The sequence below is a fragment of the Roseixanthobacter psychrophilus genome (assembly GCF_043195195.1).
Taxonomy (GTDB): domain Bacteria; phylum Pseudomonadota; class Alphaproteobacteria; order Rhizobiales; family Xanthobacteraceae; genus NCEH01.
Map to the genome: position 1 here is coordinate 238,331 of NZ_JBAFWT010000003.1, position 16,056 is coordinate 254,386.

Below are 16,056 nucleotides of genomic sequence, written 5' to 3' on the forward strand. Positions count from 1 at the left end.
TACTACACGCGCCCCCTGCACATCCAAACCGCCGTCGCTGGATCGGTCGTGACAGCCGGCTGAGAACCGCCGTCAGAAACCAGCGTCAACGTCGCGCCCTGGATCGTGATGCGGTCGCCTTCCTGCGGAGCCACAGAGAGCGTGGACGCCAGAATGAGGATCTTGCGATCTGCGCCCGCCACAAGCCCGCCCGCCCGCTGGTAGCTGCTCCAGGCGTCATTGAGGCCCTTGCAGGCATATTCTGTGGTAGTGATTGTTCCAGGCGTCCAGCCATTCGCGCCGGCCGATGCGACATCGCGCGCAAGAACAGCGTCGAAGAACACGCCAGAAAACGCCTTGCCGATGGTTTTGGAGAGGCCAAGCAGAGGGGATGCCATCAGCCCCTCACAGTCCGCCCGGAATAGGGCGATTGAGCCACAAGGAGTGAGCCCAGCACGTTGTCGATGATCGTGAAAAGCGTGCCCGCAATGGAGTTCGCGCCGTATTCGATCTCCACCGAACCGGCCTGGATGCGCTTGATCGCTCCACCGCGCTCCAGATCGGGAGCAAGGATTCCCGGCTCCACCAATTCCCGTTGCGCCGCCTCGCATGTGGCCGCGATGATCTCGCTCGGGACGGCATCATGAGCCACGGCCCATCCCGCATTGTCACAGGCGCCAGATCGGGGCCATTCAAGAGCCTGTAGACGGCCTTGCAGACGTTCTCCCGGAAACCGGCTGCGATACCGCGCATCAACCCACATGGTGGCGCGCCGAACGGCCTTCTCTCGGTCCTCGATCACGAATTGTGCATCAAGGGGATAGCGCGCCGCGAAATAGGCGTCGAAGCCGGCCACAGACACATAGGCGTCGGCGTTCGCCAGCCCTGCGCCCGTCTCCACCACAAGTGTCATGATCAGCCCTCAGCCCGGCGCGCGACCTCGGCAGCGATCACGGCGTCTGCCGCACCGACCGGCTTCTGGCCACCTGCCAGCGCAAGAGCGAGGTCGCCGGTCAGCTTCTCGGCAAGCGCCACGCGCTGCTTCCAGTGAAGCGACTGCCAATCGGCGGGAATTGGAACAGCGGGCGCGTCGCGGCCGGAAGTGGACGGGTCGACAGGCTTCCCCACCACGTCGAACAGCGTGTGAATGGCGGGGTCGAAGTCAATCGCCGGGATGTTCTTGTAGCCGGCGCGGACATTCTCCGGACAAACGACGCTGATGGTCTTTGCGGGTTCCATAGTGATCTCCGAATAAGCTTTGTGACGGGGCCACCGAAGCGGCCCCGCTGCAAAGATCAGCCGAGCAGGATGGCAGCGTGCTCTGACTTCACTCCGGCGACACCCCACGCGAGACCAATCTCGATCTTCACGCGGCGATACTGCCGGTACATCGCGACCTGGAACACGAGCCCCGAAATGGGATCCTGAATGGTCATAACGTCGTCCGCATCGTCACCGCCCTCGGGCATCGCCGGGGTGCGCGCGGCAAGCACGAACGCATTGCTGGTGAAGCCGATGTTCGGGGTGTAGCTGTTGCCGATGGCTAGGGCATCGTTGTCGGCCGCAGCAATCAGAAGACCGGGGTTGCCGATCACGATATCGCCGGAGGTCGCCACGAGCCCAGTGTTGACCACGTACATGTTGGACGAATCCGATGCGTGCGTGACGATATCGCCGGCCTTGATCCCGGTCGTATTGACCGTGATGGTGTCGAGCGTCAGGGTCGTCTGTCCGACAGCTTCGGCGCCGTTGATGAGCTGTCCGGACGCCGCGCCCTTGACGTGCTGAACGAGCCCTGCCGAGTAGCCCATGGTGAAGCCCTGAAGCTGGCGCATCAAGCGCTGGCGAAGCATGGCGCCGGCATCGCCCGATTCATTCACCTTGAACAGTTCGGAGTGCTTGCCTTCGAGCTTGGCGCGCGAGGCCGAATTGAGGATCATGACGCGGCCCGTGGCGGGGGCTCCGTTGTCGTCGAGGATGCGGTTGATCTCAGAGAGGTCAGACAGATCTCCTGCCGTGGCAAAGGGCGTGGTCCCAGCGGTTCCGTAGGCGCGAGAGGCGTGGGTCTTAGCCACGGCTGCGAGGTCCGTTTCCACCGCATTGGCGATGGTACGAAAGCCCTGAGCGAACTGGTCGGCCAAGATCGTATTGTACTGGCCGAACTGGCTTACGGAGAGCTGTTCCTCGCCGGTCCAACGGATCGGATAGGCCTTCGACTTGGTGATCGTCACATCGGCATAGCCCATGGTCTGATCGCCGCTGTCCGCAGGCGTGGCGCCGGGCGTGATGTCTTCGAGCGTGGCCGCAGGAACGATGGGCGAGCGCACAGTCTGCCCAACGGCGCCAGACTCGGCGCGCGCGTCGCGGTTGACGTTCGGGATGAACCCGATCTGTTCACGAGATACGACGTCGAGAGCGGTATAGATGGTCGACACGAGGCCGGTCAGAGTGTTAGCCATTTGGCTACCCTTTCAGAAGATGGGGATGGTGATGGTTGCGGATGGCCCCGCCGGGCTTGGGCCATCCGGCCCTCTCGCCTACCCCCATCCAGGGGTCAGCCTTCAGTCGGTGACGGTGAATCCGTCTTTGGTGATCTTGGACATCTGTTCGCCGGGGGAGAGCTTCGTGAATTCCCCGCGGGTGATCGTCTTCGCGCCGGGCGAACCGCCCGTGCCGGGCTTCTGGCCGCCGCCACTCGCGCCACTGCCCTTCAGGATCGCGTCCCGGTGGGCATAGCTGTCGACGATGGTTTCCAGTGCCTCGTCAAAGTCGGCGATCTCGCCAGGCTTCGCGCGGGAATAGATCTTGTTCCCAGCCGCATCGTAGGCGACAGTCTTGCCGTCTTCGACCTTGAAGCGGGAGCCGAATTGCGCCTGTAGAAGGTCGGTCGGAATGGCGATCTTTTCGGAAATGAACTTGGATCGGCTGAACGCGCCGCCGATCTTTTCGCCGTAGAGGTCTTGCCTGAGCTTGTCGCGCTCGGATTCAAGCGTCTTCTGCTGTTCCGCACTGGTGCGCGCCGCGGCGGCGACCTGCTCCTCTGCGGCCTTGCGAGCGGCGGCCTTGATCTCTTCGACCTTTCCGGCCGTCACGAGATCTCCGTCCTTGAGGTTCTTGACGGTTTCGAGCGCCCTGCGGGCCGCCTCTCCGTCTTCGATTCCCTCGAATGCCTTGAGCTTCGTTTCAGCGGCTTCCTTGGCTTCGCGGTGGCCCTTGGCCTCGGAATTGAGGCGGGTGATCGTGGCGATGGTGGTCGGAGCGTCGAACGCGACCTCCTTGCCGTCCGCGTGCACGTACACAGGCTTCCCATCGCTGACCACCACGTGGCCATCGGCGTCGATTTTCAGTTGCATTTGGACCTCTGGGCATCCGCCCTATGGAAGAGCCATCCGGCTCGTTGCGCCATTGACCGTCCGGCCGCAGGCATTAAAAACCGCTCGAACGCGGGGAAACCTATGCCGCTGCGGCGCGCGCGAACGGCTCGCCCGTAACCGGGTCGATCTCGTCTTCCGGCTCTAGCCCCTCGTTTTGCAGGGCAATCCGCTCGTCTTCCTCGTCCTGGTCATGATCGTCGGCGAGGATGCCGCGGCGCTTGAACTCCAAGGCCACCGTGCGCTTGGAGATGACCCCCTGAGATTCTGCCTTCAGGAGCGCGTCGAGTTCCTTGCCTTCGCCGGTCTCCACCGCGAAGTCCGTGTAGACGACGGCCTCGGTTTGATCCGGGATGTTGAGCCACTTGGACGTCAGTGCGAGGGCGCGATCCAATGTGTCCTTGAACAGGATCGCCCAAGCCTGCACTTGCGAGCTGGCTTTCTTCGACACGTTCGCCGCCGTGATGACGGTCATGTTCGCGGCCATGAGGGGCTGCATGCCGAGGTCGCGCATTTCCTGCCGATGCGCGGCAAGGTCTTCCTTCAGAAAGGTCAGGGACGAAGCCGAGGGCTCGATGAACTTCCACTCGCCGTGGCTTCCATCCATACCAGGAGGTGCGAAGAGCACAGATCGCGGGCCAACAGGCACGACAATTGCTTTGTTTTCACCGTCCACACCGGGCACGCCATTGCCGGCAAGCATCGGGAAGGCCGTGAGCGTCTTCGTCGCCTTGAGGTTCGATTCCTGCTGGAACTCCTCAACCTGCATATAGGCAACATCGCGCAACGGCGGATCGACCACGAACGATGTCCCGTGCCGCTCGCCGGGGATAAACGGAACCATGGGGATTTCCCCAATGGTGTATTCGCCCTCGTCCTTGACCACCCACGACTTCGCGCCGCTCGGCTTATCCTCGATTTCTTCCCACAGGGTCCAGATGGCGCCCCCCAATGCGACCGGCATGTCATCCGGGCCGATCTCCGTCACGATGCGATCGAGAACACGAACACAGCGCCGCGTCACCTCCTTGAACCCATCCCTTGCACGGGACACCTCAAGGAGCCTGACGTGGGCTAGGACTTCCACACCCCCCACGAACACGCTGTAGGCGGCGATCACCTGTTCCGGCGGCACATGCACCCAATATGGGCGAAGCTTCTGCGCTGCCTCCTCAGCCCTGGTCAGGGGGCGCCCGTCATCGTTCGGGCGCGACCGCGTGTAATCGACCATGATCCAGGACAGACCCTTGTCCATCCCGGTCTTGAACGACTTGGATGCAAATACGTGCAGGCTGTTGCTCTGCCCATCGATGTTATCCACCAGGCCGCCGGAGCGCTTCTTACTCGCGTCCATGGTGCCGACCATGATATCCGGTGCACCCTCTGCAAGAACCGTCTCTTTCGAGAACGGCTTCGACGCGAGGTTGCGCGAGATATCGGCATAGATGTTCGTGAACGGCGCGTGCTCGACGCGGATCTTATAGTCCTTGTCGCCTTCGTTCTCAAATTGCGGCAGATAGTTCTTACATGCCGCACGCATGGCCGGCGCGCCACCTAGGATCGCGGACACCATTCCCCAATAGGGTGCCATGGCGGAATAGTCAGAGGACGGCGCGCTCGGATCGGGCTTATCGGTCATTTATCTTTGCCCATAGGTTCCGAAGATCGGTGCGGCCGGCGGTGCTGTAACCATGAGGTCAGTGAAAGCCCATACACGGGCGTCCAAACGGTCAGGAGACCTAACCCCGGATAGAGGTTCCCACTCGCAAAGCTGGTCTTCCAATTTTGGGAATGACCCCACATGATGGATCTTATGTTGCTCGTCTAAAGCCGCGATCGGTTCCGCCCGCGCCTGCTTCCCCCGGCTCGCGTGAACGGCGCGGTAAGCAACGCTAGGAGACGTCCTCAGCCCCTCTAGACGCATGGTCTTCGCGGTCAATTGGATAGTCTGTCCAATCCACTCACCACCGTTGTTCACCTCACCAACTACGCGATCGGCCTGCCAGTCGTCATAGGCTTGGATGGCTCTACGGGCGGCCTTGTCGGGTGACAGGCGCTCCGACAAATCTGCCAGCACAACGCCGTGCCCGTCCGGCCTGAGGCCCGCGACGATGATGCCCATTTCGTCCGCGCTGTCCGAGGATGTCGCAGCGGGGTCCATGGCGACGACGATGCGGACCAAGCTTGAGATAAGCTGCTGCCGCTCGTCTTCGTTCCTCCACCTTGGGAGGCGATTTTCCTCGATCAGCCCCCGCGTCCAGAGCGCCCCAGGAACATCGTCAAGGATCTCTGCCTCGATCTCCTGCCGCCCTAGGCGTGTCCCCATCAAGGGGGCAATCACCTCGCGATAGAAGACCGGCGACAGGTTCTCCTTGTTGTCCCAGGTAGAACCGCGCGTAACCAGTGTGGATGGCCGCGCCAGAAGCTCCTTGAGCAAGGCCGAAGGCCTCGGTGTCGTGGTCACAATGCCGCGCGGGTTGCCCTCACGCATACCGAACAGCATATTGTCCCAGCCGGCGCGTGCGTATCGGCTCTTTGCCAGCTCGTCCCACCAGAAGAACGAACCCGATGCGCCGCGAAGCGTCTCAGGGTCTTCCGCCGAGAACAGCAACGCCTTACACCCATTCGGCCATGTCAAAGTCTTCTTGGACGGCTCGTGCAGCGGCCGATATTCCGGCGGGCCAACCTTCAGAAACCCGGATGGCCCCTCAATCGAGTATTGCCGCAAATCAAACGGCGAATCCGCAATGATGGTCATCACGGCCGGCGCACCAAGCGGCGCCTTCATCGGCGTTGGCCCGCGCAACATGCGCGCGATATTCTCAACTGCCGTCCTGGTCTTCCCCCAACCGCGGCCCGCAAGGATCATCCATACGAACCAGTCCGTGCCATCGGGCATCTTGCTCGGCAACTGCTGGTCCGGCCGGCCCCAAAAACCCCAATCCAATTCGAGGAACGATAGCTCCTCAGGCGACAACCCCTTGAGGAACCTATTCCGCTCCGCCAGAGGCCGAGATGCGAGCCAGCTTGCTTTCGATTGAGGCTTCGATGGCATCGCGAGATTGGCTCACTTCAATCGGGCCGCCATCCTTGCCCGTATGTTCGATGCGCTCTTTGAACAGGCCGAGGTGCTTCCCGAGGTCCACCAGGGCGGCCCGTTTGTCATGCAGCTTGAATTTCACACGCCGGACGTCGCGGGCGTCATCGCCCCGCCCATCCTTGAAGTCCTCGACCGTCACCTCCGCGAGTGCCGCGGCCTGCTCACGGGTCAGGTTTGAGAAGTCCAGATATGGGTCGCCTTGAGGGCTCGACCGCATGTAATCCATCATGTTCGCGAAGCCGATTTTCGCTAGTTCTTCAATGACGCGCTCTGCCGTCACTCCGGTTCGCTCGGAAATCGCTCGCTGGTGCTCGGAAATCGCTACGGCCACCGGAGTTTTCCGTAGCAGTTGGCGACCGATATCTGCCGCGGTCTTCGCGCTGTACCCGGCGCGGATGGCTGCTTGGGTGGCGTTCAGATCGACCATGTACTCGTCAACGAAACGAGCCTGCTTGTCGGTCAAGCTCATGCCGCGGCTCGCTCAGCTTCGCTAGCGCACAGCATGGCAACCCATTCGTCGATCGTCGGCATTGGGAACATATCAACATCCGCTGCGATGCACGCCAACGCCACATCCACAGGGAATTGCCCCGGCATCGCGAGAACCTTTCGCACTCGATAGGCTTGGAAGTCGGACGCCGCCATGATCGACTGGTAAGCAAGCTGGCCTATCCCAGTGCAATAATCTCGCACCCCGAGCCCGGCGTTCTTCACCTCGATTATCGTGATCGACCCATCGACGTGAGTGACCACAATATCGCAGATCCCGCGCCCGACGCTGACTTGGCGGCGGATAGACCGAACGTCAGGCCATCCCATTTCACGCCAGACGCTTTCCTTAGGCAGGAAGGCAACCGCCATTCTCTCCGCCCCGGCTTCCGTTTTGGGGTAGAGGCCGCGCCAATAGCTCTCAATGGCCTCCCAGTCTGTTCTTGGCTTATCGGCCATCAGTGCACCGCTGCGCCTTCAAGCATCTCGTCTTCGTCCCCGTCGAGAGGAGCGAACAGTTCGGGCGCGATGGCGCTGGCCTCCTCCATGAGGTGCGCGGCGAAGTGCTGGTCATCCATCTCAAGCACGGCCTGGGCTGCGGCTAGCATGGACGCGGCTGCCGCACGACGCTGTGTCATGGTCATTGCTGCTTGCCTCTTGTGTCCAGATACAGAGCAATTGCCACCACAAGAGCTATCCACCAGATGGTGTGCCTTGCTATGTGGCTCATAGTGTTAGGAGCGCGGGCTGGGCTCGCGGGCGCCAGCGGCACGAAGCAGCGTATTGGCGAGGCGGATGATGGCAGACCAGAATAGCTTGCTCATGTGCATCTCCATTCCATTCCCCACTTCGGCGGGTTATCTGAAATATCGAACCCGCGCATCGTTACAGCGCCGTCGCCAGATGTGAGCGTGAAATGCTCAACCGGTATTGAGCGCGGCCGAAGCATTTCCTTCAGTTCGAGCACATGCCGTTTGAGGTCCTCGATTTCCGCCCGCAGCAGGCTGATCTCGTCGTTCATTTTGTGATCTGCCCCACACCCTTTGAGATGCCTGCCCAGTCAGTGCGGGGCGAGGCGCAGCCGGCAAGGGCGAGCGCGACCAGGATGATTGCAACTGCCTTCATGCCTCACATCCCGTCTATCGTCACTGACCCATCAGGCCAGATTGTCGTGACCTTGCGCCCTCGCCCCTTGGCGTAGCGTATCGTTGCCCATGTGCCCGACTTGTTGACCTCGGGACCATGGGGCGCCGCGACCAGTTCGTCCGTCTCGTCCACGATGTCGCGGTTGCGATCCAGATACGGGCGAGGGTCTCGCGTGGCGTAGGCGCCTGGACAATCAGCCATCAGCACCGCACACGTCGGAGGGTGCATCACGATCGGCACCATTAGATCGCGAGCAATGGCATGTGTCTGCGCATCAGAGCCAATGCATTGACCGTGGTGCCATTCCGCTGCCTGGGCAATGATCAGCGCGACCTTATCCGCCTGAACCTTGGTCATGCCCTCGCGCGAGCCGGTAAAGCCTATGCGGCGGCCCCATGCGGTCATGATGCGCGCCTTGTTTGTGGGGTTCGGAAGGCCCGGCTCGCTAGCGTCGGGTAGACGCGCGCCCTAACGGGCTAGGTGAGTCGTCCCGGTGCGCTTCCGAATTCGGTTTTTTCTGGTACAAAAAATGATCACGATGCACATTTTATTCTTGAGGTCTAATGTGCATGGTGTACATTAATCGCAAGGACAGCGGCGCTGCGGCGCTACACGGGAGAGTAAGATGACATGGACCCCCGAAAACATCGCCGAGCGCAACCCTCACCTCACTGTAGAAATGGTGGCTGAGCGCGCAGTTCTCACCCAGTCGATGCTTGAGCGCATTAAGGCGCGCCGCGAAGAAGAGGCTTCCCTTGCTGATTTCTTCGAGCCGTCTCAAGAGTCGGACGAAGAGTCCGCATTGCAAATTGTCGCAGAAGACGCAGCAAAAGAACGCAACGAAATAGAGCGCAGGCAACGCGAAGCAGATATTGCGGAGCGTATCGCGACCAACCGACCGACGCACTACACGGTTGACTACACCAATCAACACGGTCGCCTTGGCATGGAAATGCCCAGCGCTGAATTTGCCGCTGATATGGCCAAAACCCTTCTGACCACCCCTGCATGGGGCAAGGTCACATCAGTTACAATCACAGCCCAGTTTGATGGAGTGGCACAATGACCCCCGAAGCATTCCGCGCCTGGCAGGAGCATTCCGGCCTGTCAGGAAAGGAAATCTCGGAAGCCCTTGGCAAGTCCACTCATACCATCGTCAGATATCGCCAGAGCGGCGTACCGGCGGAGGAAAGCACCACTGTGCGGCTTGCCCTGCGAGCGATCTCTAATGCACTTCCGCCATGGCCTGCAAAGTGAGTGGTGGTCCGCAGCGCCTATCGGAGCCTTGCGGGATGGGGAAAGCTAGGCTCGAGAGAATTGCCCGAACAGCGCGCGCGACCGTTGCGCATAGGCCGCAGCAGCCTCTGCTTCACTCTGGAACGATCCGATCTGATATTGACGACCGTCGCAAGTTATTTGCGCTACCCATCGATTTTTATCAGGTCGATAGACGACCCCACGGATTCCTGACTTAGAATTGACCCGCGCGACAGTATTGGCTTGATTTTGCGAATTCGTCGCCAACCGCAAATTGACAATACGATTATCGTCGCGCTCGCGATTAATATGATCCACCTGAACTTCAGGCCATTCCCCGTAATATAATGCCCACGCCACTCTATGAGCATACAATTCCCTGCCCTTAACAGACAGTATCATATACCCAAGAGCGCCGATTCTGCCTGCTTTGGCGCCAGCAAGAGCGCCGCCAGTGCTAGATAGATGTATAAAATGGCCAGTGTACGGGTCATATCCAAGGCGGATTCGGATAAGCTTAATGTCCATACCGGTCCAACCCATCCACTGCGGTTTTGCTTTCGAGAGAGGCGGGGCTTGATACCCGCTGGGCTATGGCAGTGAACGCTCGCCCTTTATTGGCTCAACGGGTGATCCGCAGGGGTTCTGCCACAAACGCCGACTTGCAGGACCATTTCCGCATTTTGCCTCAGCGTGTCCTTCCACGCCGCCCTCTCGAAACTGTATCTAGCGGGCCGGTAACGGGGCTCGAACCCGCAACCCGAAGGAGCCGGGGTTAACCGGCCGCGTCTATCCCGTTCCGCCATACTGGCGCCGCTAGAATTTGGAGCGGAGAGCGGGCATCGAACCCACCTTCACAGCTTGGAAGGCTGTTACCTCGCCTTGAGGACCCCCGCCTATTAGTCCGTGCAGTCAAGCCCACGGCGGCGTCGAAGTGAATGACTGGGGTGCCTCAATCCAGAAGTCAGGCACCTATTTGGTCGGGAAGCTGGCCTATCCGACCACAAGCGTACACGTCGCCGCGCCGCGACCAGTCAACTATGGAGCTATTGGCCAGGGTTCGAACCGGCGACCCGCGATTTACAAAATCGCCGCTCTACCACTGAGCTACAACGGCTAAACTGAAACGATGGGGTAATTCTTCACCGGGAGCGCGTACTGGTCCAATCACCTTGCGATGATCCCCACGCCATCTCTACCCATCACCCGGCCTGCCTCATGTGCGCCTGCGGGCGCGAATCTGGCTCATATTGACTTTGTCTCACAGTCGCGTACTCGGCGTCAATGGTCTTTTTGCAGTTTCCCGAAAAAAATTGCGAGACGATGCAGCCCCTCGGACAACCTATCCACAGCAATGGCCCGGCCACGGTCCAGATTGGCGTGCCCGCTGATCATGCACCCGACTTCCGCAGGATCTTGCCCGTCAAGGATAATCGGATCAAGAACGCGATAAAAATACATGCCTAAGCAATCCCGCGCACCACGAAACTGCCCCCTGTGATATGCTGTGCGCTCGCTGCTCGGCATTGCACTTTGGGGCATGGTTAGGCCCTCGCCCTTTGATCCCGCGCCATAGTCGATTGCGCCGAGCCCATTTAGACCGGACAGGTACCAGTGCGAATAATACTGATCTCCCGCCTGATACAGAATCGTATTTCGGTCTTTGTCGCTGCGATCCAGGCATTGGCGGATTGCCAGACGGAGAAGAGGCTCATCCTCCATTCGACGGATGCCATCCGCGCCGATGCGAACGTCACCCCCCGCATGGGATAGGCGTTCTGGCGTCGGGACAGGCGTCAAAGCGGCGCGCTCTGCCGCACGATCGATGAGCTTAGGCTTTGGCTTCAGAGCTGCGCGGGCCATGTGTCAGTCCTTGTTCAGCGGGGTGACGCGGTAGGCTTTCCCGTCTTCCATGTGAACTACGAAGGACGGGGCGTCTATGCGTTCGATCCTCCGATTAATGCTGGCGAGCGCAAGACTATTCATCACGACTACAACTACGATGATAAAAACCCAGTAGCGGGCGCCATCATTCATCTCACAACCCCGCCAGAACAGAGGAGCACTGCTGCACAGCCTGATCCGGGACGCGCACCAGGCTCGCCCCGAACAGCATTGAGCACGCCATCACGAACGCAGCGGCCGCGCCCAATTTCAGCCCGTCAACAATCGTCATTGGCTCGCCCTCTCACTTTCACTTGTCGTTAGCCTCGCTCCCTTGAGCGCCGCTCGCATCTCCTGCACCAGAGCTAGCTCTTCCGTGTGCCGCTGGGCTGATTTGTCGTTGCCGTCGTCTGCCATCCGCTCGATCCTACGACCCAGGACGGATGCCCGGCATCCAAGGGCGGCGATCAGAGCGTCACGCTCGGCTTTGGTGCCTCGGAAGAGCATGTGTTAGCGCCCCTCCTGCTTGAGAGCAGCGCGTCCGGCAAGAACTGTCTTGAATTCATCCGGAAGCGTGCAGTTTTCTGGCGCGTTGCGGAACATCGGCGCGATATCTTCATGTCGATACCCGGCGAGCCCGCATCCGATGGGCGTAACCTGAAACATTAAGTCCGGTCGACTCCGGGCGAAGTCAAGAAAAGCCCGCACACTATGATCTACCGCCGAAAGGCTGCGGGTTTTCAGCGCTACGTCTTTCGTGGCGATACCGTAGCTCTGCCCCTGCAAGCCTTCGCCCTGCCCATAAATAGCGCCCCGGTAATGCCACGCCCATAATGCCGCGCCCGCGCCGTGGCGCCCTGCTAGATTCGAGCCAAAAACGAAAATCGGTTCGCCCATCCCTCACTCCTCCCCTTTGTGAGGGGCGGTCCGGCCGTCGTCGGCGAACGGGTTCTTCCACAAGCTCCCGTCTTTGAAATGATACCTTCCACACGATTCGCACGCCCACCTGATGAAGACGTCCATATCCACTACTGGCTTGACAAGATCTTCGGTGCCAGGCCGGGCTATGGCCGGGGACACGGGTTCTAATCGGCGGTTATAATTATCGAACCCGCAGATTTTACATTTCATCTCTCAGCCCTCCCCACCAGTAATTTCGGGGCGATCGCGAAACGACTCTACCGAGCCCCTGCACCACAGATTGAATGCTTGGTTTGCGGCATCGTCACTCATCAGCGCATCTCCGGGGCAAAGGGAATTTCGTCGTCCATATCGTCGCTGATCGGGCGCGAACCAGCCGAACCCGACGCTCGCTCAGATCGGCTAGGAGCGTCGCCAGCGTCCGTTTCACGCTCCGATGAACTCGCCCCGCTCAAAATGGTCAGCTCGCCCCTGTACGGCCTCAGGACGACTTCCGTGGTGTATTGCTCGCGCCCATCCTTCTCGTACTTGCGGGTTTCCAACTGGCCTTCGATGTAGACGGTCGTGCCCTTCTTCAGAAACCTCTCGCAGACGCCGACAAGATTTTCGTTGAGCACCGAGACACGATGCCACTCGGTTCGCTCTTTCCGCTCTCCGCTCTGCTTGTCTCTCCAAGACTCACTGGTTGCGACGCTTAGATTAGCAACCCTTCCGCCGTTTTGGAAGCTTCGGACCTCTGGATCGCGGCCCAAATTCCCCAAAATAATTACTTTATTCACAGATCCAGCCATTACGCGGCACTCCCTTGTTTCTGAAATTTGAACGTGAGTTCACTTGGTGCCGCGCACTTTGGGTGCCCAGGCGGGGGGCCAAGCACAGCATCAGGCCAATCTCCGGTATCGCCGAAGCGCCGAATGGCCCGCTCCCATTCCGCCGGCTTAACGGTGGTTGGGTCTTTCACAACGACAAGGGCCGGCTTAGCCATATCCGGCGCACGCTTTTTGTGCGCCTCGCGAATGTCTTCATCGAAATAATTCAGCGACCTAACGCTTTTCCCTGCTCGCAACTTCTGCTCGAGCTTCCCCAGCACCACGGCTTCGCAGATCCGCATGTCGAACCCCTGCGATGCCCAGACGTGCACCGTGTGCGTGTCCAGCGTGAGCCGGCTCGGGTCGTTACTGAGCCGTCGGTAGAGGCTGGTGATTTTGGTTGCCAGAGTGGCGGCCGGCGATGGCGGCTCGTTGGCCGGGTCTTGCGTCTGACCAGAGACAGGCGAGGCCACCGCATCACCCGCGCCCACAGAAGATGCGTGAGCATCTTCTTCTGTCTCTGTATCTGTCTCTGACTCTGGGGGCGTTGCACAACGTCCCTGCAACGTCCCTGCAACGTTGCGTTCCGTTTCATTAACGTCTCTATCCGTTGTTGGGACGTTGCGACGACGTTCGCGCAACCGCCTCGAGCGCTCGGTAGAGGTATCACCCTCATATTGCCGGCGCTTCCACGCGCTTACCGCTCCATCTTCGATCATGCTGATTTCACTCATCGCGTCGAAAACAGATTTGATCGCATCCACTGGCTCTGAAAGCGCTGCCGCCACACGGCGTGGCGTCGTTTCGAACCTTCCTCCATCTTCGGTTTCTGCCGCAGATTCCAAGATCGAATGCCAAACGGCGATAGCAATGGATCGCGAGCAGCCCGCAATAACAGACGCCTCAGCGAGCTTGTCGTCCTTAACGGTCCCCGCGTATGCTCGATACCAGCGGTTGCTCATTGCCTGCTATCTCCCCAAGTTGCGGATTGCATTGCAACCGATGTCGCAGAACACGGACACGATCTTGATCGGCCCCTGGCGTTGTTTAGCGATGGCGATTTCCATGATGTTTTCGTTGGCGTACAAAGCCGCCTGACGCTCTGCCTCGTCCTCTGCGGTCTTCCCTTTCTGCCGCTCGAGGTAATAGGATTCTCGGTGGAGGAAGAGCACTACGTCGGCGTCCTGCTCGAGGGCGCCGGAATCCCGCAGGTCTGACAGCTGGGGACGCTTATCGTCCCGGTTCTCATTGCCGCGGTTCAATTGGCACAACACCAAAACACAGACATTCATTTCTTTCGCCAGTGCTTTTAACGCTCCGCTGATTTCCGTTACCTCTGCCGTCCTATTTCCGGAGTACCGCTCCGAAGCGCGCACGAGGTGGACGTGGTCGATCACCACTAACTCGAGACGCGGCTTTCCTTCCCGCTCCCATCTCTCTTTCAGCTTTCTGGTACGGGACGTAATCTGCCCAACAGTCAAACCCATTTCCTGCTGTATTTCGATTGGCCATGGGATAACTTCAAGCGCCGCGCGCTCGAGCCTGGCCACCTCTTTGTCGTCCACTTGACCAGCGCGGATCGATCGATAGGTAATCGGAGGACCGTTTCCGTAGGTTAAATCGGACAAGGCTCGTTGAGTGAGAGATTGGGCGCCCATCTCGAGCGAAAAGAACGCCACCCCGTGACCGCTCTTCGCTGCCTTGCAGGCGATGGAAAAACCTGTCGCCGTCTTCCCCACGCTTGGCCTAGCGCCAAGGAGAACCATTTCCCCGTAAGACATTCCGAGCGTAGCGTCATCTAGCTCGGACAGTCCATATGCGACACCAGCAATGGCTCGCCCGCTTTCTTTGGTCTCCAACATCTGGCGATATGCGCCGGCCGCCGCAGCGCCGATAGACATAGGCTTTACGGATTGATCCAGATTAGCCGAAACAATCCCATCAAGAACTTCTATGCTCGCTCGAGCGGCTTCTGCAGGAGAGCGCGCAGACTGGGACAGAGCTGTCGCGCGCAGCGTGTCACCGACTTCAGCCATTCGTCTGAAATCAGCCAATTCGCGGATATGCGAGGCATAGTCTCGACACCCTACCACTGTAATTGATTCAGACGCGAGACGCGCTACATATTGCCCAACGGTCATCCCATCGAACAACTCTTGCGAGGCAACGGATTTGAGCGCGCCGATCGTCAACGTCATGTCGATCGATCTGCCCATACGTCGGGCCTCGAGGAAGGTGCCCCAAATATGACCGTGCACCGGCTCGAAAAAGTCTTCTGGGGCAACCCTGCCTTCAACAACATCAACGGCATCGGAGTTGATGAGCGCGGCCCCAATTAGGGCCTGCTCTGCCTCGATATTGTGCGGAAGTTTTGAATCTACTCCGATCATTTGTGCCGGCCGATCATGAGGATATCCGCATTATGCAGGGCCGCCCGCTGGTCGGTGCTCAAGAACACATCCATAAACGCTCGGTGGGCAGCCCCGGCCGCGATACCGTCTGCAAGACGCAGCGTTTGTTGGGCGCGCTTTACTGCCGCCACATAAACATCCCAGCGATCTGAGATGACCGCTTCCCGTTGCGCTTCCAGGGAGATGATATCTGCGCTCATGCGGCCTCCCGGTGATTTATAAGATTGACGCATAGGTCCAATGGACCTATAACAATGGGAGAAACGCAGGAACAAGCGCCATGACATCCGCCCACCCACTCATTTCCGCCGCTCTTGCAATGCCGAAGACCCACGCTGTGGTCACGACCTACGCAGATGGGCAGATCAAGACCTTCGAGACGCGAAGCATCGGCTCGGCAGAAACCTTCGCTATCGGCGAGCGTCGTAAGATTGGGCGCGACCTGATCAGCCGGGAGACTGGCGCAACGGTTCGCGTTATCTCTGTCGTGGTGGAGACCCTGTGAAACAAGCCGAACTTGAGCGCCGCGCGTCCGTACTTTATGGCGCGGATTGGCAAACTCCTCTCGCAAAAAGGGTTTGCGTAGACCCCCGCACTGTACGGCGGTGGAAGGCTGGGGACCGGGATATCCCAGCATGGGTGGAGTGGGTTTTAGGGGTTCTGGAGCGGAACCCGAAAGAACGTTGAGC

General features: G+C 59.7%; 24 protein-coding genes and 3 tRNA genes. 3 read left to right on the forward strand and 24 right to left on the reverse strand.

Translation table 11 applies throughout. The features are described 5' to 3' along the window. Window positions 1-2 precede the first annotated feature (2 nt). From V5F77_RS05150 to V5F77_RS05205, 12 genes are all read right to left on the reverse strand, one after another. Window positions 3-377: a hypothetical protein gene (locus V5F77_RS05150; protein ID WP_429004257.1), complete on the reverse strand. Its 375-nt coding sequence runs from the start codon at window positions 375-377 to the stop codon at window positions 3-5. Continuing rightward, window positions 377-892 (reverse strand): DnaT-like ssDNA-binding protein, encoded by a 516-nt coding sequence (locus V5F77_RS05155; protein ID WP_429004258.1) that lies wholly within the window; start codon window positions 890-892, stop codon window positions 377-379. Before V5F77_RS05155 ends, V5F77_RS05150 begins: the two co-directional genes overlap by 1 nt. 2 nt (window positions 893-894) lie before the next feature. Beyond that, a complete protein-coding gene (locus V5F77_RS05160; RefSeq protein ID WP_429004259.1) occupies window positions 895-1,218 on the reverse strand; it encodes a hypothetical protein in 324 nt (107 codons plus the stop codon). A gap of 56 nt (window positions 1,219-1,274) precedes the next feature. After that, window positions 1,275-2,438 (reverse strand): hypothetical protein, encoded by a 1,164-nt coding sequence (locus V5F77_RS05165; RefSeq protein ID WP_429004260.1) that lies wholly within the window; start codon window positions 2,436-2,438, stop codon window positions 1,275-1,277. A 102-nt stretch (window positions 2,439-2,540) separates the two neighbouring features. Continuing rightward, window positions 2,541-3,332 carry a DUF6651 domain-containing protein gene (locus V5F77_RS05170; protein WP_429004261.1) on the reverse strand — a complete coding sequence of 264 codons (792 nt, stop codon included), beginning with the start codon at window positions 3,330-3,332 and terminating at the stop codon, window positions 2,541-2,543. 100 nt (window positions 3,333-3,432) lie between these two features. Further along, on the reverse strand, window positions 3,433-4,989 hold the full coding sequence (locus V5F77_RS05175; RefSeq protein ID WP_429004262.1) for a DUF4055 domain-containing protein: 1,557 nt from the start codon (window positions 4,987-4,989) through the stop codon (window positions 3,433-3,435). Next, entirely contained in the window at window positions 4,990-6,261 is a 1,272-nt protein-coding gene (locus V5F77_RS05180) for a terminase large subunit domain-containing protein (RefSeq protein ID WP_429004263.1), read from the reverse strand. A 79-nt stretch (window positions 6,262-6,340) separates the two neighbouring features. Then, window positions 6,341-6,919 carry a terminase small subunit gene (locus V5F77_RS05185; RefSeq protein ID WP_429004264.1) on the reverse strand — a complete coding sequence of 193 codons (579 nt, stop codon included), beginning with the start codon at window positions 6,917-6,919 and terminating at the stop codon, window positions 6,341-6,343. Continuing rightward, window positions 6,916-7,398 carry a hypothetical protein gene (locus V5F77_RS05190; protein ID WP_429004265.1) on the reverse strand — a complete coding sequence of 161 codons (483 nt, stop codon included), beginning with the start codon at window positions 7,396-7,398 and terminating at the stop codon, window positions 6,916-6,918. The genes V5F77_RS05185 and V5F77_RS05190 overlap by 4 nt, the downstream gene beginning before the upstream one ends. Further along, complete coding sequence (locus tag V5F77_RS05195; RefSeq protein ID WP_429004266.1) at window positions 7,398-7,577, reverse strand: hypothetical protein; 180 nt, start codon at window positions 7,575-7,577, stop codon at window positions 7,398-7,400. The genes V5F77_RS05190 and V5F77_RS05195 overlap by 1 nt, the downstream gene beginning before the upstream one ends. 182 nt (window positions 7,578-7,759) lie before the next feature. After that, window positions 7,760-7,960, reverse strand: a complete 201-nt coding sequence (locus V5F77_RS05200; RefSeq protein WP_429004267.1) for a hypothetical protein — start codon at window positions 7,958-7,960, stop codon at window positions 7,760-7,762. Between the two features lie 107 nt (window positions 7,961-8,067). After that, complete coding sequence (locus V5F77_RS05205; RefSeq protein ID WP_429004268.1) at window positions 8,068-8,490, reverse strand: hypothetical protein; 423 nt, start codon at window positions 8,488-8,490, stop codon at window positions 8,068-8,070. A gap of 220 nt (window positions 8,491-8,710) precedes the next feature. On the opposite strand from V5F77_RS05205, the gene V5F77_RS05210 reads away from it, so the two are divergent. Further along, the gene (locus V5F77_RS05210) at window positions 8,711-9,151 is read left to right on the forward strand and encodes a hypothetical protein (protein ID WP_429004269.1); all 441 of its coding nucleotides are present in this window, start codon (window positions 8,711-8,713) and stop codon (window positions 9,149-9,151) included. Further along, window positions 9,148-9,342, forward strand: a complete 195-nt coding sequence (locus V5F77_RS05215; protein ID WP_429004270.1) for a hypothetical protein — start codon at window positions 9,148-9,150, stop codon at window positions 9,340-9,342. The genes V5F77_RS05210 and V5F77_RS05215 overlap by 4 nt, the downstream gene beginning before the upstream one ends. 45 nt (window positions 9,343-9,387) lie before the next feature. Here V5F77_RS05215 and V5F77_RS05220 read toward each other — a convergent pair whose 3' ends face one another. From V5F77_RS05220 to V5F77_RS05275, 12 genes are all read right to left on the reverse strand, one after another. Beyond that, window positions 9,388-9,885 carry an HNH endonuclease gene (locus V5F77_RS05220; protein ID WP_429004271.1) on the reverse strand — a complete coding sequence of 166 codons (498 nt, stop codon included), beginning with the start codon at window positions 9,883-9,885 and terminating at the stop codon, window positions 9,388-9,390. 189 nt (window positions 9,886-10,074) lie between these two features. Next, window positions 10,075-10,154: transfer RNA gene (locus V5F77_RS05225), tRNA-Leu, on the reverse strand. A gap of 12 nt (window positions 10,155-10,166) precedes the next feature. Continuing rightward, window positions 10,167-10,238: transfer RNA gene (locus V5F77_RS05230), tRNA-Gly, on the reverse strand. A 145-nt stretch (window positions 10,239-10,383) separates the two neighbouring features. Beyond that, window positions 10,384-10,459, reverse strand: a tRNA-Thr gene (locus V5F77_RS05235). A 164-nt stretch (window positions 10,460-10,623) separates the two neighbouring features. Then, entirely contained in the window at window positions 10,624-11,205 is a 582-nt protein-coding gene (locus V5F77_RS05240; protein ID WP_429004272.1) for a hypothetical protein, read from the reverse strand. Window positions 11,206-11,208: 3 nt separating this feature from the next. Then, the gene (locus tag V5F77_RS05245; protein ID WP_429004273.1) at window positions 11,209-11,379 is read right to left on the reverse strand and encodes a hypothetical protein; all 171 of its coding nucleotides are present in this window, start codon (window positions 11,377-11,379) and stop codon (window positions 11,209-11,211) included. A 1-nt stretch (window position 11,380) separates the two neighbouring features. Then, the gene (locus V5F77_RS05250; protein WP_429004274.1) at window positions 11,381-11,518 is read right to left on the reverse strand and encodes a hypothetical protein; all 138 of its coding nucleotides are present in this window, start codon (window positions 11,516-11,518) and stop codon (window positions 11,381-11,383) included. Between the two features lie 218 nt (window positions 11,519-11,736). Beyond that, a complete protein-coding gene (locus V5F77_RS05255; RefSeq protein WP_429004275.1) occupies window positions 11,737-12,123 on the reverse strand; it encodes an A1S_2505 family phage non-structural protein in 387 nt (128 codons plus the stop codon). A gap of 335 nt (window positions 12,124-12,458) precedes the next feature. Next, window positions 12,459-12,938: a single-stranded DNA-binding protein gene (ssb, locus tag V5F77_RS05260; protein ID WP_429004276.1), complete on the reverse strand. Its 480-nt coding sequence runs from the start codon at window positions 12,936-12,938 to the stop codon at window positions 12,459-12,461. Beyond that, the gene (locus tag V5F77_RS05265; RefSeq protein ID WP_429004277.1) at window positions 12,938-13,918 is read right to left on the reverse strand and encodes a hypothetical protein; all 981 of its coding nucleotides are present in this window, start codon (window positions 13,916-13,918) and stop codon (window positions 12,938-12,940) included. Before V5F77_RS05265 ends, ssb begins: the two co-directional genes overlap by 1 nt. 6 nt (window positions 13,919-13,924) lie before the next feature. After that, entirely contained in the window at window positions 13,925-15,346 is a 1,422-nt protein-coding gene (locus tag V5F77_RS05270; protein ID WP_429004278.1) for a replicative DNA helicase, read from the reverse strand. Continuing rightward, entirely contained in the window at window positions 15,343-15,567 is a 225-nt protein-coding gene (locus V5F77_RS05275; protein ID WP_429004279.1) for a hypothetical protein, read from the reverse strand. The genes V5F77_RS05270 and V5F77_RS05275 overlap by 4 nt, the downstream gene beginning before the upstream one ends. An 80-nt stretch (window positions 15,568-15,647) precedes the next feature. Between V5F77_RS05275 and V5F77_RS05280 the strand changes: the two genes are divergently transcribed. Further along, the gene (locus V5F77_RS05280) at window positions 15,648-15,872 is read left to right on the forward strand and encodes a hypothetical protein (protein WP_429004280.1); all 225 of its coding nucleotides are present in this window, start codon (window positions 15,648-15,650) and stop codon (window positions 15,870-15,872) included. The last annotated feature ends 184 nt before the right edge of the window (window positions 15,873-16,056 follow it).

Bases quoted from the DNA above. Each gene is read 5' to 3' on its own strand.
- V5F77_RS05220 (WP_429004271.1), bottom strand. From the start codon at position 9,885: ATGGGTTGGACCGGTATGGACATTAAGCTTATCCGAATCCGCCTTGGA.
- V5F77_RS05250 (WP_429004274.1), bottom strand. From the start codon at position 11,518: ATGACGATTGTTGACGGGCTGAAATTGGGCGCGGCCGCTGCGTTCGTG.
- V5F77_RS05200 (WP_429004267.1), bottom strand. From the start codon at position 7,960: ATGAACGACGAGATCAGCCTGCTGCGGGCGGAAATCGAGGACCTCAAA.
- V5F77_RS05170 (WP_429004261.1), bottom strand. From the start codon at position 3,332: ATGCAACTGAAAATCGACGCCGATGGCCACGTGGTGGTCAGCGATGGG.
- V5F77_RS05280 (WP_429004280.1), top strand. From the start codon at position 15,648: ATGACATCCGCCCACCCACTCATTTCCGCCGCTCTTGCAATGCCGAAG.
- V5F77_RS05160 (WP_429004259.1), bottom strand. From the start codon at position 1,218: ATGGAACCCGCAAAGACCATCAGCGTCGTTTGTCCGGAGAATGTCCGC.
- V5F77_RS05175 (WP_429004262.1), bottom strand. From the start codon at position 4,989: ATGACCGATAAGCCCGATCCGAGCGCGCCGTCCTCTGACTATTCCGCC.
- V5F77_RS05275 (WP_429004279.1), bottom strand. From the start codon at position 15,567: ATGAGCGCAGATATCATCTCCCTGGAAGCGCAACGGGAAGCGGTCATC.
- ssb (WP_429004276.1), bottom strand. From the start codon at position 12,938: ATGGCTGGATCTGTGAATAAAGTAATTATTTTGGGGAATTTGGGCCGC.
- V5F77_RS05210 (WP_429004269.1), top strand. From the start codon at position 8,711: ATGACATGGACCCCCGAAAACATCGCCGAGCGCAACCCTCACCTCACT.
- V5F77_RS05255 (WP_429004275.1), bottom strand. From the start codon at position 12,123: ATGGGCGAACCGATTTTCGTTTTTGGCTCGAATCTAGCAGGGCGCCAC.
- V5F77_RS05155 (WP_429004258.1), bottom strand. From the start codon at position 892: ATGACACTTGTGGTGGAGACGGGCGCAGGGCTGGCGAACGCCGACGCC.
- V5F77_RS05270 (WP_429004278.1), bottom strand. From the start codon at position 15,346: ATGATCGGAGTAGATTCAAAACTTCCGCACAATATCGAGGCAGAGCAG.
- V5F77_RS05245 (WP_429004273.1), bottom strand. From the start codon at position 11,379: ATGAATGATGGCGCCCGCTACTGGGTTTTTATCATCGTAGTTGTAGTC.
- V5F77_RS05265 (WP_429004277.1), bottom strand. From the start codon at position 13,918: ATGAGCAACCGCTGGTATCGAGCATACGCGGGGACCGTTAAGGACGAC.
- V5F77_RS05240 (WP_429004272.1), bottom strand. From the start codon at position 11,205: ATGGCCCGCGCAGCTCTGAAGCCAAAGCCTAAGCTCATCGATCGTGCG.
- V5F77_RS05185 (WP_429004264.1), bottom strand. From the start codon at position 6,919: ATGAGCTTGACCGACAAGCAGGCTCGTTTCGTTGACGAGTACATGGTC.
- V5F77_RS05190 (WP_429004265.1), bottom strand. From the start codon at position 7,398: ATGGCCGATAAGCCAAGAACAGACTGGGAGGCCATTGAGAGCTATTGG.
- V5F77_RS05215 (WP_429004270.1), top strand. From the start codon at position 9,148: ATGACCCCCGAAGCATTCCGCGCCTGGCAGGAGCATTCCGGCCTGTCA.
- V5F77_RS05195 (WP_429004266.1), bottom strand. From the start codon at position 7,577: ATGACACAGCGTCGTGCGGCAGCCGCGTCCATGCTAGCCGCAGCCCAG.
- V5F77_RS05165 (WP_429004260.1), bottom strand. From the start codon at position 2,438: ATGGCTAACACTCTGACCGGCCTCGTGTCGACCATCTATACCGCTCTC.
- V5F77_RS05205 (WP_429004268.1), bottom strand. From the start codon at position 8,490: ATGACCGCATGGGGCCGCCGCATAGGCTTTACCGGCTCGCGCGAGGGC.
- V5F77_RS05150 (WP_429004257.1), bottom strand. From the start codon at position 377: ATGGCATCCCCTCTGCTTGGCCTCTCCAAAACCATCGGCAAGGCGTTT.